General features: G+C 66.5%; 25 protein-coding genes. 18 read left to right on the forward strand and 7 right to left on the reverse strand.

Going from position 1 to position 26753, the window contains the following annotated elements:
* Positions 1-231: 231 nt before the first annotated feature.
* The 6 genes from WJ16_RS00345 to WJ16_RS00370 all read left to right on the forward strand — a co-directional run bounded on the left by WJ16_RS00345 (position 232) and on the right by WJ16_RS00370 (position 6507).
* A complete protein-coding gene (locus WJ16_RS00345; protein WP_069255390.1) occupies positions 232-1446 on the forward strand; it encodes a cation:proton antiporter in 1215 nt (404 codons plus the stop codon).
* A gap of 14 nt (positions 1447-1460) precedes the next feature.
* Positions 1461-2576: a YbdK family carboxylate-amine ligase gene (locus tag WJ16_RS00350; protein ID WP_006490006.1), complete on the forward strand. Its 1116-nt coding sequence runs from the start codon at positions 1461-1463 to the stop codon at positions 2574-2576.
* A gap of 508 nt (positions 2577-3084) precedes the next feature.
* The gene (locus WJ16_RS00355; protein WP_027788730.1) at positions 3085-3723 is read left to right on the forward strand and encodes a MarR family winged helix-turn-helix transcriptional regulator; all 639 of its coding nucleotides are present in this window, start codon (positions 3085-3087) and stop codon (positions 3721-3723) included.
* Positions 3724-3751: 28 nt separating this feature from the next.
* Positions 3752-4462, forward strand: a complete 711-nt coding sequence (locus WJ16_RS00360) for a glutamine amidotransferase (protein WP_069257906.1) — start codon at positions 3752-3754, stop codon at positions 4460-4462.
* A gap of 222 nt (positions 4463-4684) precedes the next feature.
* On the forward strand, positions 4685-5797 hold the full coding sequence (locus WJ16_RS00365; RefSeq protein ID WP_069255391.1) for an NADH:flavin oxidoreductase/NADH oxidase: 1113 nt from the start codon (positions 4685-4687) through the stop codon (positions 5795-5797).
* A gap of 179 nt (positions 5798-5976) precedes the next feature.
* A complete protein-coding gene (locus WJ16_RS00370; RefSeq protein ID WP_069255392.1) occupies positions 5977-6507 on the forward strand; it encodes an SET domain-containing protein in 531 nt (176 codons plus the stop codon).
* A 119-nt stretch (positions 6508-6626) separates the two neighbouring features.
* Here WJ16_RS00370 and WJ16_RS00375 read toward each other — a convergent pair whose 3' ends face one another.
* Positions 6627-8111: a sensor histidine kinase gene (locus tag WJ16_RS00375; protein WP_069255393.1), complete on the reverse strand. Its 1485-nt coding sequence runs from the start codon at positions 8109-8111 to the stop codon at positions 6627-6629.
* Positions 8112-8233: 122 nt separating this feature from the next.
* Positions 8234-8926, reverse strand: coding sequence for a response regulator (locus WJ16_RS00380; protein WP_006401494.1), 693 nt, complete (start codon positions 8924-8926; stop codon positions 8234-8236).
* Positions 8927-9048: 122 nt separating this feature from the next.
* Here WJ16_RS00380 and WJ16_RS00385 point away from each other — a divergent pair, with 122 nt between their 5' ends.
* Complete coding sequence (locus tag WJ16_RS00385; RefSeq protein WP_039351485.1) at positions 9049-9279, forward strand: DUF3717 domain-containing protein; 231 nt, start codon at positions 9049-9051, stop codon at positions 9277-9279.
* A gap of 92 nt (positions 9280-9371) precedes the next feature.
* On the opposite strand, the gene WJ16_RS00390 is transcribed toward WJ16_RS00385, so the two are convergent.
* The gene (locus tag WJ16_RS00390; protein WP_048247945.1) at positions 9372-9680 is read right to left on the reverse strand and encodes a 4a-hydroxytetrahydrobiopterin dehydratase; all 309 of its coding nucleotides are present in this window, start codon (positions 9678-9680) and stop codon (positions 9372-9374) included.
* Between the two features lie 175 nt (positions 9681-9855).
* Entirely contained in the window at positions 9856-10749 is an 894-nt protein-coding gene (gene phhA / locus WJ16_RS00395; RefSeq protein WP_069257907.1) for a phenylalanine 4-monooxygenase, read from the reverse strand.
* Between the two features lie 139 nt (positions 10750-10888).
* Between phhA and WJ16_RS00400 the strand changes: the two genes are divergently transcribed.
* Positions 10889-11374 (forward strand): Lrp/AsnC family transcriptional regulator, encoded by a 486-nt coding sequence (locus WJ16_RS00400; RefSeq protein WP_006408082.1) that lies wholly within the window; start codon positions 10889-10891, stop codon positions 11372-11374.
* Between the two features lie 40 nt (positions 11375-11414).
* Here the strand turns inward: WJ16_RS00400 and WJ16_RS00405 are convergent, their stop codons facing one another.
* Positions 11415-11948, reverse strand: coding sequence for a class IV adenylate cyclase (locus WJ16_RS00405; protein ID WP_069255394.1), 534 nt, complete (start codon positions 11946-11948; stop codon positions 11415-11417).
* A 136-nt stretch (positions 11949-12084) separates the two neighbouring features.
* Positions 12085-12984, reverse strand: a complete 900-nt coding sequence (locus WJ16_RS00410; protein ID WP_069255395.1) for a LysR family transcriptional regulator — start codon at positions 12982-12984, stop codon at positions 12085-12087.
* Positions 12985-13167: 183 nt separating this feature from the next.
* Here WJ16_RS00410 and WJ16_RS00415 point away from each other — a divergent pair, with 183 nt between their 5' ends.
* The 6 genes from WJ16_RS00415 (at position 13168) to WJ16_RS00440 (ending at position 20105) form a co-directional block, all read left to right on the forward strand.
* Positions 13168-14853 carry a GMC family oxidoreductase gene (locus WJ16_RS00415; protein WP_069255396.1) on the forward strand — a complete coding sequence of 562 codons (1686 nt, stop codon included), beginning with the start codon at positions 13168-13170 and terminating at the stop codon, positions 14851-14853.
* 455 nt (positions 14854-15308) lie between these two features.
* The gene (locus tag WJ16_RS00420; protein WP_069255397.1) at positions 15309-16088 is read left to right on the forward strand and encodes an ABC transporter ATP-binding protein; all 780 of its coding nucleotides are present in this window, start codon (positions 15309-15311) and stop codon (positions 16086-16088) included.
* Positions 16085-16840 carry an ABC transporter ATP-binding protein gene (locus WJ16_RS00425; RefSeq protein WP_069255398.1) on the forward strand — a complete coding sequence of 252 codons (756 nt, stop codon included), beginning with the start codon at positions 16085-16087 and terminating at the stop codon, positions 16838-16840. Before WJ16_RS00420 ends, WJ16_RS00425 begins: the two co-directional genes overlap by 4 nt.
* Before the next feature lie 77 nt (positions 16841-16917).
* Complete coding sequence (locus WJ16_RS00430; RefSeq protein WP_069255399.1) at positions 16918-18117, forward strand: ABC transporter substrate-binding protein; 1200 nt, start codon at positions 16918-16920, stop codon at positions 18115-18117.
* Positions 18118-18246: 129 nt separating this feature from the next.
* A complete protein-coding gene (locus WJ16_RS00435) occupies positions 18247-19131 on the forward strand; it encodes a branched-chain amino acid ABC transporter permease (RefSeq protein WP_069255400.1) in 885 nt (294 codons plus the stop codon).
* On the forward strand, positions 19131-20105 hold the full coding sequence (locus tag WJ16_RS00440; protein ID WP_069257908.1) for a branched-chain amino acid ABC transporter permease: 975 nt from the start codon (positions 19131-19133) through the stop codon (positions 20103-20105). The genes WJ16_RS00435 and WJ16_RS00440 overlap by 1 nt, the downstream gene beginning before the upstream one ends.
* 498 nt (positions 20106-20603) lie before the next feature.
* Here WJ16_RS00440 and WJ16_RS32630 read toward each other — a convergent pair whose 3' ends face one another.
* Complete coding sequence (locus WJ16_RS32630; RefSeq protein WP_076605845.1) at positions 20604-20888, reverse strand: hypothetical protein; 285 nt, start codon at positions 20886-20888, stop codon at positions 20604-20606.
* 336 nt (positions 20889-21224) lie between these two features.
* Between WJ16_RS32630 and WJ16_RS00445 the strand changes: the two genes are divergently transcribed.
* From WJ16_RS00445 to WJ16_RS00460, 4 genes are all read left to right on the forward strand, one after another.
* On the forward strand, positions 21225-22382 hold the full coding sequence (locus tag WJ16_RS00445) for an ABC transporter substrate-binding protein (RefSeq protein WP_069255401.1): 1158 nt from the start codon (positions 21225-21227) through the stop codon (positions 22380-22382).
* 199 nt (positions 22383-22581) lie between these two features.
* Positions 22582-23637, forward strand: a complete 1056-nt coding sequence (locus tag WJ16_RS00450; RefSeq protein WP_069255402.1) for a branched-chain amino acid ABC transporter permease — start codon at positions 22582-22584, stop codon at positions 23635-23637.
* Between the two features lie 4 nt (positions 23638-23641).
* Positions 23642-25426 carry a branched-chain amino acid ABC transporter ATP-binding protein/permease gene (locus tag WJ16_RS00455; RefSeq protein ID WP_069255403.1) on the forward strand — a complete coding sequence of 595 codons (1785 nt, stop codon included), beginning with the start codon at positions 23642-23644 and terminating at the stop codon, positions 25424-25426.
* Positions 25426-26181 (forward strand): ABC transporter ATP-binding protein, encoded by a 756-nt coding sequence (locus tag WJ16_RS00460; RefSeq protein WP_069255404.1) that lies wholly within the window; start codon positions 25426-25428, stop codon positions 26179-26181. The genes WJ16_RS00455 and WJ16_RS00460 overlap by 1 nt, the downstream gene beginning before the upstream one ends.
* Positions 26182-26753: the final 572 nt, after the last annotated feature.

A 26753-nucleotide genomic window follows, 5' to 3' on the forward strand; every position in this document is an offset into this window, starting at 1 on the left:
GATTTCGAATCTGAATCTTCGAGACTGCGCAGTCCGTTCACACACCAGGCCGACAATCCAGATCGGCAACCTGAGCGACTTTCCGCCGAGTGGCGGAAAAGGCGGATCCCATGTCCCGCCGTCGTCGAACACAACAATCACATTCGGGGCGATACCCAGCCGGCGCGCATCCATTTTTTGACGCTTGACCCCGCGTCGCTGGCGGTTGCTTCCAAAGGAGAAGTCACCACGATGAAGTCGGCGTTCTCATTCCTGCCCAACTGGCCGCTCACGCCGGATGCCGTGTTCTGGGCCGGGCTCGCGCTGTTCGCGGCCGGCCTGTGTGGCGAGCTTTGCTATCGCGCATGGCGTCTGCCTCGCATTACCGGTTACGCGGTGATCGGTCTCATCGCCGGGTCGTTCGGATTCGGCGTGATCGACGCCAGCACCGACGAAACTTCCCGGCTGCTGATCGACGTCGCGCTCGGCCTGCTGCTGTTCGAACTCGGCAGCCGCCTCGACCTGCGCTGGATCCGGCGCAATCCGTGGCTCATCGCATCGAGCCTCGCCGAAGCCACGCTCACGTTCGTGCTCGTGCTGTTCGTGATGCTCGCGCTCGGCGTATCGGGGATGGTCGCGCTCGTGCTGTCGGCGATCGCGATCGCCACGTCGCCGTCGATGGTGATCCAGCTGAAGACCGAACTGCGCGCGGAAGGGCAGGTGTCGCAACGCCTCATCACGCTTACCGCGCTCAACAGCGTCTATGCGATCGTGCTGACCAAGCTCGTGACGAGCTGGCTTCACCAGGAAGCGTACGGCAACGTTTTCGCGACGATCCTGCAACCGCTCTACCTGATCGCCGGTTCGTTCCTCGTCGCGTACGTCGTCGCGCGTTCGTGCAACTACCTGTTCCGCCACATGACCTCGACGATGCGCGACGAGCATTCGTTCGTCGCGCTGTTCGGGCTCGTGATGCTTGCGATCGCGGTCGCCCAGGCGTTGAAGCTGTCGACGCTGCTCACGCTGCTGCTCGCCGGCATCATCGTGAAAAACCTCGAGGCGCGCCCGCAGCTGTGGCCCGAGCATTTCGGCACGGCCGGCTGGCTGCTGACGGTGATCCTGTTCGTGCTCACGCTCACGTCGTTCACCTGGGGCGACATCGCGCTCGGCGGGCTGCTCGCGATCGTGCTGATCGTTACGCGCCTCGTCGCGAAACTGGCCGGCGTCATCGCATTCGCGAAGCCGAGCGGCATCGGGATGAAGCAGGGCGTCGCGCTCGGCATCGCGCTCACGCCGATGTCCGCGCTGTCGTACCTGCTCGTCGACGACACCTACCAGCTCTATCCGAATTTCGACCCGCACCTGCGCGCGATCGTGATGTGCACGATCGTGGTCCTGCAGCTCGTCAGCCCGTTCATTGTGTACCGCTGTCTGTCGGCGGTCGGTGAACGCAGCGACAGCAACTGATTCCGGAACCTGCCATGGCACTCGAAACCTTCGTCAATTCCGAGCCGTTCACGTTCGGCGTCGAACTGGAGATCCAGGTCGTCAACACGCACAACTACGACCTGACCAAAGCGGCGTCCGACCTGATGCGGCTGATTCAAGGCGAGACCTTTCCGGGCAACATCACGCCGGAAATCACCGAAAGCATGATCGAACTGTCGACCGGCATCTGCCATTCGCACGAGCAGGCGGTGAGCGAGCTGCACGCGATCCGCGACGTGCTCGTGAAGGCGGCCGACCAGCTCAACGTCGGGCTGGCCGGCGGCGGCACGCATGCGTTCCAGCAATGGAGCGACCGGCAGATCTACGATGCGCCGCGCTTCCAGTACATCTCCGAGCTGTACGGCTATCTCGCGAAACAGTTCACCGTGTTCGGCCAGCACGTGCACATCGGCTGCCCCGATCCGGACAGCGCGCTGTTCCTGCTGCACTCGATGTCGCGCTTCATTCCGCACTTCATCGCGCTGTCGGCGTCGTCGCCGTTCGTGCAGAACGTCGACACCGGTTTCCATTCGGCACGCCTGAATTCGGTGTTCGCGTTTCCGCTGTCGGGCCGCGCGCCGTTCGTGCTGACCTGGGACAGCTTCGAGGAGTACTTCACGAAGATGGTGAACACCGGCGTCGTCAATTCGATGAAGGACTTCTACTGGGACATCCGGCCGAAGCCCGGCTACGGCACGATCGAGGTGCGCGTGATGGACACGCCGCTGTCGGTCGACCGCGCGGCGGCGATCGCGTGCTACATCCAGACGCTCGCGCGCTACCTGCTGACCGACCGGCCGCTGAAACTGTCGGAGGACGACTACCTCGTCTACACGTTCAACCGCTTCGAGGCGTGCCGCTTCGGGCTCGAGGGCACCTGCGTGAATCCTCAGACGGGTGAGCGCCGCACGATCGCCGAGGACATCCTCGACACGCTCGACCGGATCGCGCCGCATGCTGCCGCGCTCGGTTCGCGCGCGGCGCTCGACGAGATCGGCGCGCTCGCCAAGGCGCGCGTGAACGACGCGTCGTGGCTGAGAACCGTTTTCAAGCAGGAAAAATCGCTCAACGAGACGGTCCGCCAGCAGTGCTTACGTTGGCGCGAGTGAAAAAATGTTTTGCAGATTACGGGCTCGACCGCGTCGCGATTCGCTGAACGACCGGCAGCCCCGATCGGCGCCGAAATCGTTGCCGGTTGTCCTGAAAATCTGTGGATAACTGGATATTCCGCTGCAAAGTCAACGATCTGTGCACGGGATAACCCGGTGGATCAGGGGAGTCGGCCCGATGGCCGATCCGAACAGGAAAATGCGCGTACGCACGGTTCGGCGGGCGTTCGACATTGCAGGCACAACGAAAAGTTATGGTTATCCAGCGATTTTCCACAGAATGAAGGGGATAACTTAGCTGTGCGATTTTCCGCTCTCGCTTAGAATGTCGGCTTTGCGGACACCGGAACGATGCGTGTCTTACCGGTCGCCGCGAACGCGACCGCCGCGTGTGCCCTCGCGACGGCCGTGCTGACACCCTCGCAAGAGCGTGTCTGTTTTGAGATAGACATTCGATCTCCACACTACGGCTGCTCGGCAAACCGGGCGGCGGCAAAGCGAAAAGACTATGAGCGAAGGCGTTTACGGGAATCAGGCTTCGGGACGTGTGACCCACAGCCTGCTGCGGTTGAGTACGGCCATGCGAAGCCAGGCATGGGATTGGGCGGAAGGCGCTGGCCTCACGCCGACGCAGGGCGAGATTCTCGTGCTGCTGCTGCAGCGCAAGGGCCCGATGCGGCTCGGCGAGATCGCCCGCGAGACGCAGCTGACCGCGGCGACCACGAGCGATGCCGTCAGCACGCTCGAGACGAAGGGGCTCGTCGAGAAGCGCCGCGCGCTGGACGACGGCCGCGCGCTGGCCGTGCGCCTGTCGGCCCGTGGCCGTACGGCCGCGAAGAAGGCGCTGCAATGGCCGGAATTCCTGACGAAAGCCGTCGGCAAGCTCGGCGCGGACGAGCAGGGCGCCCTGTATCGCGCACTGCTGAAGACGCTGCGCGAGCTGCAGGTGGCCGGTGCGACGCCGCCGCAGCGCATGTGCTTGACGTGCGCCCACTTCCAGCCGGGCAAGCTGTCGAAGAAGACCGTGCATCACTGCGCGGCGCTCGACATCTCGATGTCCGACAGCGACCTGCGTCTCGACTGCTCGGTGCAGGAAGAAGCCGACGCGGCGACGCAGAAGAAGACCTGGAAGATTTTCGCCGGCTGACGTCCGTCGATCGACCGGGAGGCCGATGATGAACGCTGAGGTCGTGGCGATCCGCCACGTGCATTTCGAGGATCTCGGGAGCTTCGAGCAGGTGCTCGGCGAACGCGGTCGCCGGGTGCGCTATGTCGACGTCGGTTCGTCGCGGGTCGAAGTGCTCGACGTACTCGAGCCGTCGTTGCTCGTCGTGCTCGGCGGGCCGCTCAGCGTGTACGACGACGCGCAGTATCCGACGATCGCGCCGCTGCTGGCGCTCGTGCGCCAGCGCATCGACGCCGGGCTGCCGATCCTCGGCATCTGCCTCGGCGCACAGTTCGTCGCCCGGGCGCTCGGCGCACGTGTTTATCCGGCCGCGCAGCACGAACTCGGCTGGGCGCCGCTGACGCTCACCGACGCCGGCCGCGCATCGCCGCTGCGTCATTTCGACGCTGCCGCGACGTCGATGCTGCACTGGCATGGCGACACGTTCGACCTGCCGGGTGGGGCGATCCATCTCGCGTCGACGCCGGCATGCCGCCACCAGGCATTCGCGTGGGGGCAGCACGTGCTGGCGCTGCAATGTCATCCGGAAATCCGCACCGAGCGCTTCGAACCGTGGCTGATCGCGAACGCCGGCGAAATCGCGGCGACGCCCGGCATCGATGCGCGCCAGCTGCGCGCCGATACCGCGCAGCACGGCCCCGCGCTCGAGGCGGCCGCGCGACGCATGTTCGCGGAGTGGCTCGACAGCGTCGGGCTCTGACTCCGCAAGCGGCGCGCCCGTAGCCGCGAACGGCTTGCCCGTCCGTATCCGTTGCCGGCCCGCGCATCGCCGTCCGCGCGGCGTTCGCCCGCGTTCCCGCATTGCCGGCCACCCGCCGCGCGCCGTACCTGACCATCCGCTTACTGCCGCGCGCCCCGCCAGCACGCTTGCCGCCTGCGTGCTACGCTCGTTCGCTCTTTCCCTTCCAGGCGAGCGGCTTCCATGACTGTGCTGTTTTCCCCGTTCACGCTGCGCGGCGTGACCCTTCCGAACCGGATCGTGATTTCCCCGATGTGCCAGTATTCGGCCGAACGCGGTGAAGCGACCGACTGGCACATGATTCACCTCGGCCATCTCGCGCTGTCGGGCGCGGGGCTCCTCTGCATCGAAGCGACCGCCGTGGAACCCGACGGGCGCATCACGCAGGGCGACCTCGGCCTGTGGGACGACGTGACCGAAGCCGCGTTGAAGCCGGTGCTGGCCGCGATCCGCAAGCATTCGCCGATCCGCGTCGCGATGCAGTTGTCGCATGCGGGGCGCAAGGCGTCGAGCGCGGTGCCGTGGCAGGGTGGCCAGCTCGTGTCGGTCGCCGACGGCGGCTGGTTGCCGCACGGGCCGTCCGCCGTGCCGCACAAGGACGGCGAGACGCCGCCGCTTGCCCTCGACGCCGCGGGCCTGAACCGGATCCGCGAAGCGTTCGCGGCCGCGGCCAGGCGTGCCGCGCGGCTCGGCATCGACGCGATCGAAGTGCATGCGGCGCACGGTTATCTGCTGCATCAGTTCCTGTCGCCGCTCGCGAACCGGCGCACCGACGAATACGGAGGCTCGCTCGAAAACCGGATGCGTTTTCCGCTCGAGATCTTCGAGATCGTGCGCGCGGCGTTTCCCGAAGACCGGCCGGTCGGCGTGCGCGTATCCGCGACCGACTGGGTCGAAGGCGGCTGGGAGCTCGACGATACGATCGCGTTCGCGCACGAACTGAAGCGCCGCGGCTGCGACTGGATCGACGTGTCGTCCGGCGGCGTGTCGCCGCTGCAGAAGATTCCGCTGTCGCCCGGCTACCAGGTGCCGTTCGCGCAGGCCGTGAAGCGCGCGGTCGGCATGCCGACGATCGCGGTCGGCCTGATCGACGAGCCCGCGCATGCGAACCGGCTGATCGAGGCCGGCGATGCGGATCTCGTCGCGATGGCGCGTGCGATGCTGTACGACCCGCGCTGGCCGTGGCACGCGGCGGCCGAGCTCGGCGCGCAGGTCACGGCGCCGCCGCAATACTGGCGCTCGCAGCCGCGCGAGCACAAGGCGTTGTTCGGCGACGTCGCGTTCGGCCAGCGTTGAGCGCCGGGCGCGCAATATTGCGCATGATGTTGAACGAAGCAATCGTGAACGTGTAGGATGCGGGTGATTCGCCGCATGCCCCGACGCGGCACCGACCGGTGCCGCGTTTTCGTTTGGCGCGACGCCAAGCCGCGCTTGCGGCCGCTTCCATTCAAGTCGTCTTCACAAGGATTCGTTCGATGAGTTCACGCAGGATCGCGGTGCGCCGCTCGGGAGTACACGGCAAGGGCGTGTTCGCCGTGGCGCCGATCAAGGCCGGCGAGCGCGTAGTGGAATACAAGGGCGAGCGGATTTCCTGGAAGGAAGCGCTGCGCCGCCATCCGCACGACCCGAGCGAACCGAACCATACGTTCTACTTCGCACTCGACGAAGGCGGCGTGATCGACGGCAAGATCGACGGCAACAGTGCGCGCTGGATCAACCACTCGTGCGCGCCGAACTGCGAAGCCGAGGAAGTCAAAGGCCGCGTGTACATCCACGCGCTGCGCGACATCGGGCCGGAGGAGGAGCTGTTCTACGACTACGGCCTCGTGATCGACGCGAAGCTGACGAAGAAGCTCAAGCGCGAATACGCGTGCCATTGCGGTGCGGAGTCGTGCCGCGGTACGCTGCTCGCGACGTCGGACGAAGGCGGGAAGAAGAAAAAGAAGAAGGACAAGAAGGACGGCAAGTCCGAGTCCCGGTCGAAGGACAAGAAAAGCAGGAAGTAATACGGGCGGCGCATCATGCGCCGCTGCTGTCACTGCGGCGGACGGTTGCCGCGTCGCAACCGTTTTTACCGCGTTCGCTGGCCGGCGGGCCGACGACGGCCCGCCGCGAATCGCTCGGCTCAGTGCGTCGACGCGGCCGCCGGCGTTTCGCTGGCCGGCTGCCCGGTGTGCGCGATCAGCGGCACCTTCACCACGAAGCGCGAGCCGCCTTCCGGTGCATCCTCGTACGACACGGCGCCGCCGTGCATCGCGATGATGTCGTGCACGATCGCGAGACCGAGCCCGGCACCCGTCTCGACGCCGTTGCCGCTTTGCGCGTCGCCGCGGAAGAAGCGCTTGAACAGGTCGGCCTGCTGGTTGGCGGGTACGCCGGGGCCGTTGTCTTCGACGACGATCTCCGCGGCCGGCTGGCCGTCCTCGAGCGCGCTGCGCGCGACGTTCACCGTGATCCGCGCGCCGACCGGCCGTGCGAGCGGCACGTACTTCAGCGCATTGTCGAGCAGGTTCGCGATCACCTCGCGCAACAGCACGGGGTTGCCGCGCACGACCAGCTTCTCGTCGTCACCGGGATCGTCGGTGCGCTGGAACCCGAGGTCGACGTGCGACGCAAGCGCGCGCGGCACCCATTCGGCACCCGTCTCGAACGCCATCGCCGCGAGGTCGACGTCGACGAACCGCGCAGCCTGTTCGCCCGGTTCCGCACGGGCGAGCGACAGCAACTGGTTCGACAGCCGCACCGCGCGGTCGGCGGCCGCGCGCAGTTCGCGCACCGCGGCGAAGGTCTGGTGCGGATCGCGCGCGACGGCCGCCTGCTCGGCGTGCAGCTTCACTGCGGTGAGCGGCGTGCGCAACTGGTGCGCGGCATCGGCGATGAACTTGCGCTGCGCGTCGAGCGCGGTCTTCAGGCGGCCGAGCAGTGCGTTCATCGCGCTCGTCAGCGGCCGGATTTCCAGCGGCACCTCGGTTTCGTCGACGGGTTCCAGCGACGTGTGGGTCTGCCGGTTCAGCGAATCGGCCAGATGCGTGAGCGGGCCGAGCTGCTGGTTCACGACGCGCCACACGATGCCCCAGCCCGCGAGCAACAGCAGCAGCAGCGGCATCATGATCGCGACGAGGAATTCGGCCGCGATCCGGTAGCGGTGCCGCACCGGCTGCGCAACCTCGACGACCATCGGCTTGCCGCCTTCGACGTTGTCGACGCGCACCTGCGCGACGCGCACCGCACGGTTGTCGTATTCGGCCTCGAACACGTACGCATGATGCATGCGGCGTACGTTGATGCCCTGCAGCGGCAGCTTCGGATCGCCGGCGAGTTCCTGTTCGCCGTCGCTGATCCGGTAGATCAGCGCTTCGGCGGGATCGGAGAACATCGCCTGCGCGAGCGGCGGCACCGTGAACGGCGCGTCGGGGCCGGCGATCTGGATCTGTTTGGAGATGGCGGTCGCGAGATCGGCGAGCGAGCGGTCGATCACGTGCTGCGTGTATTGCCACGCGAGCCAGTAGGCGATCAGGCCGCTCATCAGCGCGAGCATCGACAGCGGGGCGGCGAGGCGCCGAAGCAGCGAGCGGCGCAGGCTGGTGGTCACAGCCGGATCAGGAGACATTTCGACGGGCAAATGGATAAGCGCCGCTCACGGGGAGCGGCGCGGTCGTACGCCGGGCGATGACGCGGAGCAGGACGCGCACACGCCGGCGGCCCGCGGCCGGCCGACGCGCGCGGCGCCGCTCAGACGCTCGCCGTCTGGCGGATTTCCTGCAGCAGATAGCCGAAGCCGCGCACCGTGACGATTTCGACACGGCACTGTTCGAGTTTCTTGCGCACGCGGTGCACGTAGACTTCGATCGCGGTGTCGCCGAGATCGCCGCCGAAGTGCGTGAGGTGATCCTGCAGCTGGGCCTTGCTGACCACGCGGCCGTGGCGCAGCAGCAGCATCTCGAGCACCGCGAATTCGCGCGGCGACAGTTCGAGCGGCTTGTCGTCGTTGAAGATCCGGCGGTCGACGCCCGACAGGCGGACGCCGCCGAGCGACACTTCCGGACGCGGCATGTCGCTGTGCGGGCCGCTGCGGCGCATCACCGCGCGGATGCGCGCTTCGAGCTCGGCCGGCTCGAACGGCTTGAGCATGTAATCGTCGGCGCCGGAGTTCAGGCCCTGGATCCGGTCGTTCAGCTCGTCGCGTGCGGTCAGCACGATGACGGGCGTGTGGCGGTTGGTCTGGCGGAAACGCGTGAGCAGCGTCATCCCGTCGATGCCCGGCAGGCCGAGGTCGAGGATCACGAGTTCGTGGCGGTTCTGTGCCAGCGCCTGTTCGGCAAAGATGCCGTCATGCACCATGTCGACGGTGAAGCCAGCCTGCTCGAGGCTGCTCTGGATACCGCGTGCGATGGGGCGGTCGTCTTCGATCAGAAGGAGTCGCATGAAGTTCGCTCAAGTACAATGGGTTGGCGGTTCAGGCACGCGGACAGCACGACGCCGTTTCCACAGGGGCGCCGCTTAGCCTGACATCAAGCATGGCGGCCAGCGAACGATTAAATCCAATCATGTCCGATATTTCGATCAACGACCTAGAAGCCGCGATCAATTTCTGGCGCGCCCGCTCGCCGTCGAGCGGCGACGAACTCAAACTCTGCGAAGAGGCCAGCGCGCTCTCCAAGCCGTATGCGCTGCTGATTGTACAGCGCGAAAGCGCGCTGCAACTGGAAGGTTTGGACCCCAAGGCACGGAATGCGTACGAGACTTACGTGCGCCTTAAGGATGGCTTGGAAAGCTGAAGGCTTCCGCTGACTACATCCTAGAAAACGTTCATCGAAATGAAAAGTTGACGCGCCGCGCGCCGAAAGACGCGCGGCGGTAGAGGAACCCTTCAGGCGGCCGGGTGCGCGTGCGCGCCCGCACGGTCGATGAACAGCGCGAGTTCGATGTCGCGCTCGGTCAGACCGTCGGCGTCGTGGGTCGACAGCGTGACGTCGACACGGTTGTACACGTTGAACCATTCCGGATGGTGGTTCATTTCCTGCGCCTTGATCGCGACGCGCGTCATGAAGCCGAACGCTTCGTTGAAATCGGCGAAGCGCAGGCTGCGCTGGATCGCGTCGCGGCCCGGGACGGCCGTCCAGAGTGGCAGGCCTTCGAGCCGGGTCTTGCGTTCTTCTGATGTGAGCTTGTGGATCATCTTGCACCTCTCGTTCGATAGCGGCGCTCGCGTGCGGCTGCGCCGCGCGGCGAAGCCGGCATCGTTCATTGTTTCATAGTTGCGGGAAGGCCATCCGGAGACGGGCAGCCGGCAACAGGCAGCCGGGGAACGCGATCGGGAGACCGGCCGCGGCGCGTCCGGGCGCCCGCGCGCGTCACGCGTCGGCGTCGTCGCGCCAGCCTTCGCCCGTGCCGCGATGCAGCACGCGATCGGTGTCGAGCACCGCGCCGGCCGCGAACTCGGGCAGCGCCGCCAGCCGGTCGGCCAGCGCGCGGCCGTCGACGTCGGCGAGCGCGAACAGCTGCGCGAAATCGTCGATCACGAAGTAGGTCTTCTGGAACGTGTCGATCCGGTACTTCGTGCGCATCACGCGCTCGAGGTCGAAACCGAGCCGGTTCGGCGCCGCGCTTTCGAGGCTGTACAGGCTTTCGCCCTTGCTCGACACGATGCCGGCGCCGTAGATCGACAGCCCGTTCGTGCCGCGCGGGTCGCGGATCAGCCCGAATTCCACCGTATACCAGTAGAGCCGCGCGAGCCGCGCCAGCGCCGCTGCGTCGTCGGCGACCGCGAGCGCGGTGCGGCCATACGCCTGCATGTAGTCGGCGAATACGGGGTCGATCAGCAGCGGTATGTGGCCGAACAGGTCGTGGAAGCAGTCGGGTTCCTGCAGGTAGTCGAGCTGATCGGGGCGGCGCATCCACCAGGTGACCGGAAAGCGCCGGTTCGCCAGGTGCTCGAAGAACACGCGATCGGGCACGAGGCCCGGCACCGCGACGATTTCCCACCCCGTTGCCGGCTTCAACTGGCGGTTCACGTCGGCGAACGACGGCACGCGATCGGCCGGCAGGTCGATCTTGCCGAGCCCCGCGACGAACGCGTCGCATGCGCGACCGCGCAGCAGCGCCGACTGGCGTGCATAGAGCTGCGTCCACACCGCGTGGTCGACCTGGCCGTAGCGCGCGAGCGGCTGGTCGATGGTGAAATCGGCGCGGGTTTCGAGGCCCGCATTGAACTGCTCCTGCAGTTTCGCGGTGACGACGGTGGACATGATCTGGCTCTGCACGTGGCGGTAGGGAACCATGCAAGTGTAGAGCGGGCTGCGCGCGGAATGGGCGCAATATCGGCGTTGATTCGTTGGATGATGCGATAATCGCGCATCAAATCACAATTCAATGCGGAGAATGCTCATGCTGGAACTCGATCACTTCGATCTCGCGCTGCTGGACGTGCTGCAGCGCTTCGGCCGCGCGACGCACCAGCAGCTCGGCGAAGAGGTGCCGCTGTCGCCGTCGCAGATCGGCCGGCGGCTGCAGCGGCTCGAGGCGGCCGGCGTGATCGAAGGCTACCGCGTGATGTTGCGCCCCGAAAAGCTCGGGCTCGGCGTCACCGCTTTCACGAGCCTGAAGCTCAAGCACCACGGCGATTCGATCATCGAGCAGTTCCAGCAGCAGATCGACGTACTGCCCGAAGTGCTCGAGTGCCATGCGGTGGTGGGCGACGCCGACTACCTGCTGCGGATCGTCGCGCCCGACCTGAACGCGCTGTCGCAGTTCGTGATGAAGAAGCTGATGCGGGTGCCGGGCGTCGACAGCGTGCGCTCGAACATCGTGCTGACGACCTTCAAGCGCAACGGCGCACTGCCGCTCGCGCATCTGGCGCCCGGCGCCGCATGACGCGGCGGCAGCGTCGAAGGCGGCGCGTGGCAGGGCCGGATCAGGCCGCTTCGTGCCGCGTGTCGGCGTTCAGCAGGTCGACGTACGCGACCGCGACGAGATCGTCCTGCGACACGCCGAGCTTCGCGAACACGTCGTGCGCTTCGGCTTCGCCGCCGGCTTCGTCGTCGTCGGGGCCGAGCACGACTTCCAGTTCGATGAAGTCGCCGAGGCCGTCGACGCGGTCGAGGTGGATACGCGTGCGCCCGACGAGATACACGTGCCGTTCCTTCGTGACGATCCCGCGCGTGGTCAGCGCGGTCGCGAGCAGCGAATGCATCGCGTCGGGATTCGTCACCGGGCTGCGCGTGTAGTACGACGCTTTCGGGCCGTCGCGGTCGTCGCGCTGGTAGAAGATCAGTTCGGCCGGTGTGCCGTCCTCGAAGCGGCGCAGCTTCAGCCGGCCGCGCGGCACGTCATAGAAGAAATCCTGCTGGCGATAGAACAGCGGCGCTTCGGTCGCGAGCCTGGCCGCCTGTTCGCGCAGGTGCTCGAATTCGCGGGCGCGGGCTTTGATCTCGATGTTGCGGGCCATGCGGGTCTCCTTCAATCGGGGTCTCGCGGTGTGCGAACGCACAATCTAGCAAAAAGCCCGCGATGGTGGCGTGACGACGGGCCGGGGCGTGGCGAGATGACGCGCGCGGGCCACGCCATGTCGTCATCAGCCGCGCTCATATCGCCCACTGCGCTTCGATCAGCCGCAGCGCGGCCGCGATCGCCGGCTCGTCGCGCCGCTCGGCGAGCGTCACGAACGTCAGTTCGGTCGGCACCGTCACGCGGTCGACGATCGTCAGCGCATGCGCGTGCGCCTCGGCCAGCGCGGTCGAATCGCGCGCGAGCGTCAGGCCGATCCCCGATTTGACGAGATCGAGCATCGACTGCTCCTGGTCGACCTCGGCCACCTTGACCGGTTGCGCGCCGGCCTCCGCGAAGCGCCGCGACAGCAGCCGGTGGTGCGCGGACGCCGGCGGCGTCCAGATCCACGGCAGCGCGGCGAGCGCGCGCCAGTCGTGCGCGCGCTGCACGCGCTCCTTCCAGCCGGCCGGCGCGAGCACGCGGTATTCGAAATGCGTGAGCGTGACGGTGTGGAACTGCGCACCGTCGAGCGGATCGTCGTCGCCCGGCCGGCCGATGTAGTAGCCGACGTCGAGCGCCTGCGTGCGCACTTGCTCGATCACCCAGCCCGACATGCCGTGCCGCAGCGCGGTCTCGATCTGCGGATGGGTTTCGACGAGCGCGCGCAGGAAGCCGCCGAGGCGCAGGAAGCCCGGATCGAGGATCGTGCCGATCCGCAGCCGGCCGCGCACCTCGTGCCGCAACGCAGCAGCGGCGCGCTGCACGTCGGCGGCGGCGGCGAGCGCGCGTTCCGCATGCGGCAGCAGCGTCTGGCCGTCGCGCGTGAGCGCGAGCCCGCGCGACGTGCGCGTGAACAGCGTGACGCCGAGCGTTTCCTGCAGATGCTTGATCTGCAGGCTGACGGCCGGCTGCGTCAGGTGCAGCTGCGCGGCGGCGCGCGTCAGGTTGCCTTCGCGCGCGACCGTCGCGAACGCACGGAGCAGGGTGAGATCCATCGTCGTGATATGAGCACTGCTTATAACGCATTTCAGCATAACTCATTGGATCGGCCACCGGCCGCCGGAGTACGCTTCATCGTCGTGGTGCGGGGCCGCAAGCGCGGCTCGCGACGCACTATGCTGGAAATGACGCGCGGCATCGCGCCGCGCGGCGCACAACAACGCAGAAGGGGACACGCCGTGAGCACTCAATGCACGCTGGAAGGCGAATTCGATTACGTGATCGTCGGCGCCGGCACCGCGGGCTGCGTGCTCGCGAACCGCCTGTCCGAAGATCCCGACATCCACGTGCTGCTGCTCGAAGCGGGCGGCAAGGACGACTATCACTGGATCCACATCCCGGTCGGCTATCTGTATTGCATCGGCAACCCGCGCACCGACTGGCTGTACAAGACGCAGCCCGAAGCGGCGCTCAACGGGCGGGTGCTGTCGTATCCGCGCGGCCGCGTGCTCGGCGGCTGCTCGTCGATCAACGGGATGATCTACATGCGCGGGCAGCGCGAGGACTACGACGGCTGGGCGCAGGCAACCGGCGACGCCGGCTGGTCGTGGGACAGCGTGCTGCCGATCTTCAAGCGCAGCGAGGATCACCATGCGGGCGCGAGCGACGCGCACGGCGCGGGCGGCTACTGGCGCGTCGAGAAGCAGCGGCTGCGCTGGGAGATCCTCGAATCGTTCGCGCAGGCCGCGCAGCAGACCGGCATCCCGGCCACCGACGATTTCAACCGCGGCGACAATTCCGGGGTCGGCTATTTCGAGGTGAACCAGAAGCGCGGCGTGCGCTGGAATACGTCGAAGGCGTTCCTGCGGCCCGCGATGGCGCGCCCGAACCTGACCGTGATCACCGGCGCGCAGGCGCAACGCGTGATCTTCGACGGGCGGCGCGCGGTCGGCGTCGAGTATCGCGGCGGCGGCACCGATTACGTGGCACGGTCGCGCGCGGAGGTGCTGCTGACGTCCGGCGCGGTGAATTCGCCGCCGCTGCTCGAACTGTCGGGCATCGGCGACGGCCGGCGGCTGCAGGCGCTCGGCATCGACGTCGTGCAGGACCTGCCGGGCGTCGGCGAAAACCTGCAGGATCACCTGCAGTTGCGGATGGCGTTTCGCGTGGAAGGCGTGCGCACGCTCAACACGCTGTCCGCGCACTGGTGGGGCAAGCTGATGATCGGCGCCGAATATGCGCTGCTGCAGCGCGGCCCGATGTCGATGGCGCCGTCGCAGCTCGGTGCGTTCGCAAAATCCGATCCAGACGATCCGGCACTCACGCGCCCCGATCTCGAATATCACGTGCAGCCGCTCTCGCTCGAACGCTTCGGCGAGCCGCTGCACGGCTTCAACGCATTTACGGCGTCGGTGTGCCATCTGCGGCCGACGTCGCGCGGCAGCGTGCATATCGCGAGCGCCGATCCGGGTGTCGCACCCGCGATCGCGCCGAACTATCTGTCGACCGACCACGATCGTCACGTCGCCGCGAACGCGCTGCGCCTCACGCGCCGGATCGCGTCCGCGCCGGCACTCGCACGCTACCGGCCGGAAGAAATCCTGCCGGGCACGCAATACCGGAGCGAAGCGGAGTTGATCGATGCGGCCGGCGCGGTCGGCACGACGATCTTCCATCCGGTCGGCACCTGCCGGATGGGGCGCGCCGACGACGAGCGTGCGGTGGTCGACAGCCGGTTGCGCGTGCGCGGCATCGCCGGGCTGCGGATCGTCGATGCATCGGTGATGCCCTTCATTACGTCGGGCAACACCAATTCGCCGACGCTGATGATCGCCGAGCGCGCGAGCGACATGATCCGCGCCGATCGCCGCGCGGCACGCGAAGCGACGCCGGTGCGCACGGAGCCCACGATGACGGCTGCGTGACGGAACGCCGACCCGCACGACAGCGGGCCGTCGTTGCGCCGCCCGCTGATTCGATATGCGAAACAAGCGGCCGATGCCACCCGCGTGCCGATCGCGCCGATGGTCCCGCGTCGCTGGCAAGTTCCATGCAAGCCGTGCAGCCGCACGGCTTGTTGCTTGCTTGCCGGCTCGTGCGAAAGGGCAACGGTCGATGATGCACGTGTCAAAAAAACGCGGTGAAAAAACCGTGCATAGCCGCGTGCGACATGGCGGTCGGCCCTATAAGTGCAAATCCCGATGATTGCACTGCACCAACGGCGAGACAATGTGGCGCAGTGTGCATACGCGTCGGCGCGGGAGACCATCCTCGAGGCGTCACACGGCGCCCGGGGCAGCCTGCTTATCCGCCGACTTGTTTCGCGGCCGCTTCTCGCGAATTTTCCCGGTGCTTCGCCTGACTTCGTACGGAAGGGAACATGATTCTCGGCGACACGATTCTGGAAACACGCGGACTGACCAAGGAGTTCAGGGGTTTCACGGCCGTCAACGGCGTGAACCTGCGTGTGCGGCGCGGTGCGATCCACGCGTTGATCGGACCGAACGGCGCGGGCAAGACGACCTGCTTCAACCTCCTTACCAAATTCCTGACGCCGACGGCCGGCCAGATCGTCTTCAACGGCATCGACATCACCGACGAGCGGCCCGCGCAGGTCGCACGGCGCGGCATCATCCGCTCGTTCCAGATCTCGGCCGTGTTTCCGCACCTGACCGCACTGCAGAACGTGCGCATCGGCCTGCAGCGCGCGCTCGGCACCGAATTCCATTTCTGGCGCAGCGAACGCACGCTGCGGCGGCTCGACGATCACGCGATGGACCTGCTCACGCAGGTGGGCCTCACCGATTTCGCGCAGGTGCCGACCGTCGAGCTCGCGTACGGCCGCAAGCGCGCGCTGGAGATCGCGACCACGCTCGCGATGGAGCCCGAACTGATGCTGCTCGACGAGCCCACGCAGGGGATGGGCCATGAGGACGTCGATCGCGTGACCGCGCTGATCAAGAAGGTCGCGAGCGGCCGCACGATCCTGATGGTCGAGCACAACATGAACGTGATCGCGGGCATCTCCGACACGATCACCGTCCTGCAACGCGGCGAGGTGCTGGCCGAAGGCTCGTATGCGGAAGTGTCGAAGAATCCGCTCGTCATCGAAGCCTACATGGGCAGCGCCGACGCGGCGCTCGCGGGGGCGCACGCATGAAGCACAGCGAACGGGAGGAACGCGAATTGAGCGGCGTCGAAAGCGGTACGCCCGCGCTGGAGATCACGGGCCTGGAGGCCTGGTACGGAGAGTCCCACATCCTGCACGGGGTCGACCTGACCGTGCATCGCGGCGAGGTCGTCACGCTGCTCGGCCGCAACGGCGCGGGCCGCACGACGACGCTGCGCGCGATCATGGGCCTCACGGGCCGCCGCAGCGGATCGATCAAGGTCGCGGGCAACGAGACGATCGGTCTCGCGACGCACCGCATCGCGCATTTCGGCATCGGTTACTGCCCGGAGGAGCGCGGCATCTTCTCGAGCCTGTCGTGCGAGGAGAACCTGATGCTGCCGCCGCTGATCGGGCCGCGCGAACACGCGATGCCGATCGACGAGATCTACGCGATGTTCCCGAACCTCGCGTCGCGCCGGCAGAGCCAGGGCACGCGGCTGTCCGGCGGCGAACAGCAGATGCTCGCGGTCGCGCGGATCCTGCGCACCGGCGCGAACTTGCTGCTGCTCGACGAGATTTCGGAAGGCCTCGCACCGGTGATCGTGCAGGCGCTCGCGCGGATGATCGTCGCGCTGAAGGCGCGCGGCTACACGATCGTGATGGTCGAGCAGAATTTCCGCTTCGCCGCGCCGCTCGCCGACCGGTTCTACGTGATGGAGCACGGCAGCATCGTCGAACATTTCCAGGCGGCCGAACTGGAAAGCAAGATGCCGACCCTGCACGACCTGCTCGGGGTGTGACGCCGCCCCGTTTCCCTTGCCGCTGGCCGTGGCGGACATCGAACAACCACAACGCATCAGAACAACAGGAGACGTCAATGAAAATGAAGACCCTCGCACACGCCTGTCTCGCGCTCGCGACTGCCGCGTTCACTGCCGGCGCCGCGCAGGCCGCGGATACCGTGAAGATCGGCTTCATCACCGACATGTCGGGGCTTTACGCGGACATCGACGGGCAGGGCGGCCTCGAAGCGATCCGCATGGCGGTCGCCGACTTCGGCGGCAAGGTGCTCGGCAAGCCGATCGAGGTCGTCTATGCCGACCACCAGAACAAGGCCGACATCGCCGCGTCGAAGGCGCGCGAATGGATGGACCGCGGCGGGCTCGACCTGCTGGTCGGCGGCACGAACTCGGCCACCGCGTTGTCGATGAACCAGGTCGCGGCCGAGAAGAAGAAGGTCTACATCAACATCGGCGCGGGCGCCGACACGCTGACCAACGAGCAGTGCACGCCGTACACGGTCCACTACGCGTACGACACGATGGCGCTCGCGAAGGGCACCGGTTCGGCCGTCGTGAAGCAGGGTGGCAAGAGCTGGTTCTTCCTGACCGCCGACTATGCATTCGGCAAGGCGCTCGAGAAGAACACGTCGGACGTCGTGAAGGCGAACGGCGGCCAGGTGCTCGGCGCGGTGCGTCACCCGCTGTCCGCGTCGGATTTCTCGTCGTTCCTGCTGCAGGCGCAGGCGTCGAAGGCGCAGATCCTCGGCCTCGCGAATGCGGGCGGCGACACGATCAACTCGATCAAGGCCGCGAAGGAATTCGGCATCACGAAGACGATGAAGCTCGCCGCGCTGCTGATGTTCATCGACGACGTGCACAGCCTCGGCCTCGAGACGACGCAGGGCCTCGTGCTGACCGACAGCTGGTACTGGAACCGCGATGCGGCGTCGCGCCAGTGGGCGCAGCGCTACTTCGGCAAGATGAAGAAGATGCCGTCGAGCCTGCAGGCGGCCGACTACTCGTCGGTGACGACCTACCTGAAGGCCGTGCAGGCCGCCGGCACGACCGACTCCGACAAGGTGATGGCCGAGCTGAAGAAGATCAAGATCAACGACTTCTACGCGAAGGGCTACATCCGCACGGACGGCAGCATGATCCACGACATGTACCTGATGGAAGTGAAGAAGCCGTCGGAATCGAAGGAGCCTTGGGATTACTACAAGGTGCTCGCGACAATTCCGGGCGAACAGGCGTTCGCGACCAAGCAGGAATCGCGCTGCGCGCTATGGAAGTAAGCGGGGCGTAGCGGCGCGCGACGCGCGCGCCGCACGGTGGCGGCCGCAGCGATGTGCCCGCTGCGCCGCCCGCGTACGCGATGCCGGAAGGTTGCGTGCGCAACGAAACTCATTCTGACGGCTAAGTCGATGGAAATCTTTGGCATTCCGTTGCCGGCGATGCTGAGCCAGTTGCTGCTCGGGCTCGTCAACGGCTCGTTCTACGCGATCCTGAGCCTCGGGCTCGCGGTGATCTTCGGGCTGCTCAACGTGATCAACTTCGCGCACGGCGCGCTGTTCATGCTGGGCGCGATGCTCGCGTGGATGGGGCTGTCGTATTTCGGGTTGCCGTACTGGGCGATGCTCGCGATCGCGCCGCTCGTCGTCGGGGCGTTCGGCATCCTGATCGAACGCTCGATGCTGCGCTGGCTGTACAAGCTCGATCACCTGTACGGGCTGCTGCTCACGTTCGGCCTCACGCTGGTCGTCGAAGGCGTGTTCCGGTCGATCTACGGCTCGTCCGGCCAGCCGTACGACGTTCCGTCGCAGCTGTCCGGCGCGACCAACCTCGGCTTCATGTTCCTGCCGAACTACCGCGCGTGGGTGGTCGTCGCGTCGCTCGCGGTGTGCCTCGCGACATGGTTCGTGATCGAGAAGACGCGCCTGGGCGCGTACCTGCGCGCGGGCACCGAGAACCCGAAGCTCGTCGAGGCGTTCGGCGTGAACGTGCCGATGATGATCACGCTCACCTACGGCTTCGGCGTGGCGCTCGCCGCGTTCGCGGGCGTGCTGGCCGCGCCGGTGATCCAGGTGTCGCCGCTGATGGGCCAGCCGATGATCATCACCGTGTTCGCGGTGGTCGTGATCGGCGGGATGGGCTCGATTCTCGGCTCGATCGTCACGGGCCTGCTGCTCGGCGTGATCGAGGGCTTCACGCGCGTGTTCTACCCCGAAGCGTCGGCCACCGTCGTGTTCGTGATCATGGCGATCGTGCTGCTGTTCCGCCCGGCAGGCCTCTTCGGCAAGGAAAAATGATGCAGAGAAAAGTGCTCTACGGCGTGCTGCTCGCCGCACTGCTCGCCGCGCCGTTCATCGGCGCGTATCCGGTGTTCGTGATGAAGGTGCTCACGTTCGCGCTGTTCGCGGCCGCGTTCAATCTGCTGATCGGCTATACGGGGCTGCTGTCGTTCGGCCATGCGATGTTCCTCGCGACGGCCGGCTACGCGACCGGCTATTCGATGCAGACGCTCGGTTTCACGCCGGAGCTCGGCGTGCTCGCGGGCACCGTCGCCGCGACGCTGCTCGGGCTCGTCGTCGGGCTGTTCGCGATCCGCCGGCAGGGCATCTACTTCGCGATGATCACGCTCGCGTTCGCGCAGATGGTCTACTTCATCTACCTGCAGGCGCCGTTCACGCACGGCGAGGACGGGCTGCAGGGCGTGCCGCGCGGCCGCCTGTTCGGGCTGCTCGACCTGTCGAACGACGTCGCGCTGTACTACGTCGTGCTCGCGGTGGTCGTGGCCGCGTGCGCGTTCATCGTGCGGGTCGTGCATTCGCCGTTCGGCCAGGTGCTCGTCGCGATCAAGGAGAACGAAGCGCGCGCGATCTCGCTCGGCTACGACACCGACCGCTTCAAGCTGCTCGCGTTCATCCTGTCGGCCGGCATCGCGGGGCTGGCCGGCTCGCTGAAGGTGCTCGTGCTCGGCTTCGAGACGCTGTCGGACGCGTACTGGACGATGTCGGGCCTCGTCGTGCTGATGACGCTCGTCGGCGGGATGGGCACGCTGTTCGGGCCGCTCCTGGGCGCGGCGCTGATCGTCGCGCTCGAAGACCGGCTCGGCGACATCGGCGAATGGCTCGCGTCGGCGACGGGCGTCGCGTGGTTCCACTCGCTCGGCGAATCGGCGACGATCGTCACGGGGCTGATCTTCATTGCGTGCGTGCTCGCGTTCCGGCGCGGCATCGTCGGCGAGATGGTCGCGCGGATCAAGCCGCTCAGGGCGTCCTGAGCGCGTGCCGCGCGCGTCGCGGCACGTTGATGCGAAGCACCATCCGGTGCGCTGCGAAAGGGCGTCGCAGCGGGCTCAAGTCGGTGCTGCGCGGCACACTGGTGCCCCATTTTCGTGCGGCGATGCACCATAGGGGTAAATGCTAAGTTGCCGTGGTGCTTAAGCCTCTTTAAGATTCACTCTAGTTCTGATGCACCGCGAAACGAATTTGCAGGTGGAGAACGAGGAGACAATCGAGGCACAAAGTGCCCGGACCCCAAAGCGCTGTTGGACGGAATCCAACAGCGCTTTTTCATTTGCGTGCACGGATTTCCGCTGATGGTGCATCGGCGTGCGCAGTGACCTTGTTCCGCGCTTGTGTTCGCACCGCGCCTCTTCCGCGCTTCGCCGCGTCCTCCCGTTTTCCGCTTTCCCGCGATTCCTTCGCAAACGATGCGCAGCCGTGCGCCGGCCGTTCGGGCTAACCCGGTTGGCGTGCGCAAAACGCGTCCGTTACACTCAGCTTTTGCCGACCGTGCGGTCGGGAAAATCGGTCGGCAGTTCTCCTACAAGCAGAATGCAGAAGAGGGAGTACGGTTGGATGAGCAGCGCGGGACGATGGATCGGGGCAGGAAGGGCGGCTGGCGCCGTTCGTTCGTCGTGGGGTTGGCCAGATGTCGCGAAGGCCTTCCCGAGCCGTTCTGCGGCCTGTAGGCGCGTTCCGGCGCCATCGCCGGTCGTTGCGTGCGCATCCGTATCGATATCCGCATCTGCATTCGCATGAGCGGCCGGCTTCCCGATCATGTGCCGCTCGCGCGCCAGGCCGTATCAGGCCAGATCGACGTGCCTTTCCTTGATCGTTGCACGCACATCGATTGCCCGCGCGATTGCGCATTTCTCCGCGTTCTTCATCCAGACGACACCGCTGCTGCGCATCGTGACGGTCGAACAACCGTTTCGACCGCCGGCCAGTGCGCCCGCGCGCGGTGTCGTCCGGGCGCAGTTGAAGGTGAGGTGTTTCACGGGAAAACGAGCGTAGGCGCGCCAAGGCGAGATAGTTAAATTATTAACTTGTTTTGGGGACCGGGAGCCGCCCGAGCGACCCGTGGCTTTTTCGAGCAGCGTTTGGAGACAACGTATATGAAGATGAATCGATGGATGGAGGCCGTGCTTGCCGCGGGCCTCGTGTGCGCGGCGGCCACGGCGTCGGCGCAGGTGAAGATCGGCGTGACGCTGTCGGCCACCGGGCCGGCCGCGTCGCTCGGGATTCCGGAAAAGAACACGATCGCGCTGCTGCCGAAGGAAATCGCCGGCAAGAGCGTGCAGTACATCGTGCTCGACGACGCATCCGACACGAGCCGCGCGGTGCAGAACGTGCGCAAGCTGATCGATGAAGATCACGTCGACGCGATCATCGGCTCGTCCGTCACGCCGAACTCGCTCGCGATGCTCGATCCCGTGTCGCAGGGCAAGACGCCGACGATCTCGCTCGCGGCGAGCGCGCAGATCATCTCGCCGATGGACGCGAAGCGCGCATGGATGTTCAAGGTGCCGCAGAACGACCAGCTGATGGCCGACGCGATCGCCGGCTACATGGCGAAACACGGCGTGAAGACGGTCGGCTTCATCGGCTTCGCCGATGCGTACGGCGACAGCTGGTACAACACGTTCAACGCGGCGGCCGCGAAGAATGGCCTGAAGGTCGTATCGAACGAGCGCTACAACCGCACCGACGCGTCGGTGATGGGGCAGGTGCTGAAGCTGATGGGCTCGAATCCGGATGCGGTACTGATCGCCGGCTCGGGCACGCCGGCGGCGCTGCCGGCGAAGACGCTGAAGGAGCGCGGCTACAAGGGCAAGGTGTACCAGACGCACGGCGTCGCGAACAACGATTTCCTGCGCGTGTGCGGCAAGGATTGCGAAGGCGAGATCCTGCCGGCCGGCCCGGTGCTCGTGACCGACCAGCTGCCCGATTCGAACCCGGTGAAGAAGCCGGCGCTCGGCTACAAGGCCGCGTACGAGAAGGCATACGGCGCGGGTTCGCTGGCGACGTTCGGCGGCCATGCGTGGGATGCCGGGCTGCTGTTGCAGCGTGCGATTCCGGACGCGCTGAAGAAGGGCCAGCCGGGCACCGAGGCGTTCCGCGAAGCGCTGCGCGCGTCGATCGAGAGCGTGAAGGATCTGCCCGTGTCGCACGGCGTGATCAACATGACGCCGACCGACCACAACGGCTTCGACACGCGTGCGCGCGTGATGGTGCAGATCGTCGACGGCAAGTGGAAGCTGCAGGCCGAGTAAGCATCACGTGAAACCGGCGTGCGCGGCGCGAATGGCGTCGTGCGCGCCGTCGGCAGGGCGGCGGGCCTGACGCGCCGCGCCCGTGTCGCCCGGAACCGCCGGGGCCGCCGGCATGGCGCCCATCGCGCCGACCATGCCGCCCGCGCCCCGGCCGTTCCCGTCTTTCGTTTCCCCGCAGCCTTCTCGATACACGAAACGTATGGATCTCTCGATTGCAGCGATCCTCGCGCAAGACGGCATCACGACCGGCGCCATTTATGCATTGCTGTCGCTGGCGCTCGTACTGGTGTTTTCCGTCACGCGGGTGATCTTCATTCCCCAGGGCGAATTCGTCGCCTATGGCGCGCTGACGCTTGCCGCGTTGCAGGCGCAGAAATTTCCCGCCACCTGCTGGCTGCTGTTCGTGATGGGGATCGCGTGCTTCCTGCTCGAAGTCGGCGGCCTGATCCGGCATCGTGAGCGCCGCCATCAGCTCGGCCGCACGCTGGCGACGCTCGGCAGCCGCTACGTGTTGCTGCCGCTCGCGGTGTTCGCGATCACGCGCAGTTTCGCCGCGCAGCCGATGCCGATGCTCGCGCAGATCGCGCTGACGCTCGCGATCGTCGTGCCGATGGGGCCGTTCGTCTACCGGCTCGTGTACCAGCCGATCGCCGAAGGCACGACGCTGCTGTTGCTGATCGTGTCGGTCGCCGTCCACTTCGCGATGGTCGGCCTCGGGCTCGTGATGTTCGGCGCGGAAGGCTCGCGCACCAACGGCTTCTCGGACGCATCGCTCGCGATCGCCAGCATGACCGTGTCGGTGCAGAGCATCCTCGTCGTCGTGACGGCGCTCGTGCTGATCGGTGCGCTCTACGTGTACTTCGGCCGCACGATCGCCGGCAAGGCGCTGCGCGCGACGTCGGTGAACCGGCTCGGCGCGCGGCTCGTCGGCATCGGCACGACCGACGCGGGGCGGCTCGCGTTCACGTTCGCGGCGGGGCTCGGCGTGCTGTCCGGGATTCTCGTCGGCCCGCTGACGACGATCTACTACGACTCGGGCTTCCTGATCGGCCTGAAGGGGTTCGTCGGCGCGATCGTCGGCGGGCTCGTCAGCTATCCGCTCGCGGCCGCCGGCTCACTGCTCGTCGGCGTGCTCGAATCGTATTCGTCGTTCTGGGCGAGCGCGTACAAGGAGGTGATCGTGTTCACGCTGATCATTCCGGTGCTGCTGTGGCGCAGCTTCGCCACGCCGCACGCGGAAGAAGAAGAGGAGTGACACGATGAAGACGATGGTGCGCAACAAGACCTTCTGGGTGTTTCTCGTGGTGCTGTTCGCGCTGCCGGTGCTGCCCGGCGCGCTGCAGGTGCCCGAATACTGGATCACGCTGCTGAACTACATCGGCCTGTACGCGATCGTCGCGATCGGGCTCGTGCTGCTGACGGGTGTCGGCGGGATGACGAGCTTCGGGCAGGCCGCGTTCGTCGGCATCGGCGCGTACGCGACCGCGTTCCTGACGACGCGGTACGGCGTGTCGCCATGGCTTGCGCTGATCGTCGGCGTCGTGCTGACGGCGCTCGTCGCGCTCGTGCTCGGCGCCGTGACGATGCGGCTGTCCGGCCACTTCCTGCCGCTCGGCACGATCGCGTGGGGCCTCGCGCTGTTCTACCTGTTCGGCAACCTCGAACTGCTCGGCAAGTACGACGGGATCAACGGGATTCCGGCGCTGAACCTGTTCGGCATCGCGCTCGAAAGCGGCCGCAGCCTGTACTTCCTGATCTGGGCCGTCGTGCTGGCCGCGATCGTGTCGGTGCAGAACCTGCTGAACAGCCGCCCGGGCCGCGCGATCCGCGCGCTGCGCGGCGGCGGCGTGATGGCCGAGGCGATGGGCGTGAACACCGCGTGGATGCGCGTCGTGATCTTCGTCTATGCGGCCGTGCTCGCGGCCGTGTCGGGTTTCCTGTACGCGCACCTGCAGCGCGCGGTGAACCCGACGCCGTTCGGGCTGAACCACGGGATCGAGTTCCTGTTCATGGCCGTGGTCGGCGGTGTGTCGCACGTGTGGGGCGCGGTGCTCGGCGCGGCGATCCTGACCGTGCTGCAGGACTACCTGCAGACGCTGCTGCCGAAACTGCTCGGCTCGGAAGGCAACTTCGAGATCATCGTGTTCGGCGTGCTGATGGTGCTGCTGCTGCAGTACGCGCGCCAGGGCGTGTGGCCGTTCGTCGCGAGGCTGTTCCCGCGCGGGCCGCGTGCGCATGTGCCCGAGCACGCCGATCCGTTGCCGCAGCGCGCGAAGCCGGCGGCCGGGGAGCCGCTGCTCGTCGTCGACAACGCGCGCAAGCAGTTCGGCGGGCTCGTGGCCGTCAACGACGTCAGCTTCGACGTGAAAGCGGGGCAGATTATCGGGCTGATCGGCCCGAACGGCGCCGGCAAGTCGACCACGTTCAACCTCGTGACGGGCGTGCTGAAGCCGACGGGCGGCACGATCACGTTCCGTGGCGAACGCATCGACGGGCTCACATCGCGCCAGATCGTCCGCCGCGGCATCGGCCGGACGTTCCAGCACGTGAAGCTGCTGCCGGCGATGACGGTGCTCGAGAACGTCGCGATCGGTGCGCACCTGCGCGGCCACACGGGCGTGTGGCGCAGCGTGGCGCGGCTCAATGCCCGTGAGGAAGCGCAGTTGCTGGCCGAGGCCGCGCGCCAGATCCGCCGCGTCGGGCTCGAAAAGCACATGTACGACGAAGCGGGGAGCCTCGCGCTGGGCCAGCAGCGGATTCTCGAAATCGCGCGGGCGCTGTGCTGCGATCCGACGCTGCTGCTGCTCGACGAACCGGCCGCCGGGCTGCGTTACCAGGAGAAGCAGCAACTTGCCGACCTGCTGCGGCGGCTGAAGGCCGAAGGGATGAGCGTGCTGCTCGTCGAACACGACATGGATTTCGTGATGAATCTCACCGACCGGCTGGTGGTGATGGAATTCGGCACGCGGATCGCGGAAGGGCTGCCGCAGGACGTGCAGCAGGATCCGGCGGTGCTCGAAGCATATCTGGGCGGGGTGGAGTGATGACGGACACGACGATGCCGATTCTCGAAGTACGCGGGCTGGCGGTCCGGTACGGGAAGGTGGAGGCGCTGCACGGCGCGGCGATCAAGGTGGGGGCCGGGCAGATTGTCAGCGTGATCGGCCCGAACGGGGCCGGCAAATCGACGCTGCTGAACGCGATCATGGGCGCGCTGCCGGTGACAGGACATGCGTCGGGCGCGGTCGTGTATCGCGGCCACGACGTCGGTGCATTGCCGGTCGAGCAGCGCGTCGCGCGCGGGATGTGCCTCGTGCCGGAAAAGCGCGAGCTGTTCGGCACGATGACGGTCGAAGACAACCTCGTGCTGGGCGCGTATCGGCGCAAGCAGGCCGGTGAAGCGAACTTCCTCGACCAGCTCGATCACGTGTTTGCGCTGTTTCCGCGGCTGAAGGAGCGACGCAAGCAGGCTGCCGGCACGCTGTCCGGCGGCGAGCGGCAGATGCTTGCGGTGGGCCGCGCGCTGATGGGCAAGCCCGACTTGCTGATGCTCGACGAGCCGAGCCTCGGGCTGGCGCCGCTGATCGTCAAGGAGATCTTTCATATCATCAGCGCGTTGCGCGGTACGGGCGTCGCGACGCTGCTGATCGAGCAGAATGCGCGGGCGGCGCTGCAGATCTCCGATTACGGCTATGTGCTGGAGACGGGCGAGTTTGCGCTCGAAGGGCCCGCGGCCGAACTCGCGCAGAATCCGCGTGTGATCGAAACCTACCTTGGGTTGGCGAAGAAGACGGCCTGATCGATGGCGCAGGTGGCGGGAAACGGGCGGCGTGTTTCACGTGAAACACGCCGTTTTTGTTTTCGGGGTGGGGTGTGATGCCGATGCGTTAGCGGGTCGCAGCCCGGGGATAAGTATCAGGAAAGCAGTCGGAAGTTCTGTGCAGCGGAGCCGGAAGAGGGGCCGGTCGTAGAGATGGCGTATTCCATATGCCGTTCGGCGGGTTGCCGAGTGTTCCACAGATCGATGGGGTGCCGGGTCACAGGGGATAAATGCCGGGTGAATCGACGAAAATTCTGTGGGGACGAGGGTGGTGCGGTCGCACAGGGTGGTTCGTTCGGGGTGTTGTATTGGTCACAGGCATCGAATAGACCGCGTGTTCCACGAAAGTCTTCCCGGCAATCGGCTCTTTGCACAGGCGCCCCGCGAGGTGTGGCCGGCAAGACCGGACGCACTGCCGGCGCGGGTTCCGGGCCACAGATTCCTCGGCCCGTCGCCGAAAATCGCCGAAATGCACAGACCCTACCATTCGGACGGCATTCGGTTGAAAAGCGAACCCGCTATAATTCGGCCCATACATTTCTCAGATAGGT

The organism is Burkholderia metallica, assembly GCF_001718555.1.
Classification (GTDB): domain Bacteria; phylum Pseudomonadota; class Gammaproteobacteria; order Burkholderiales; family Burkholderiaceae; genus Burkholderia; species Burkholderia metallica.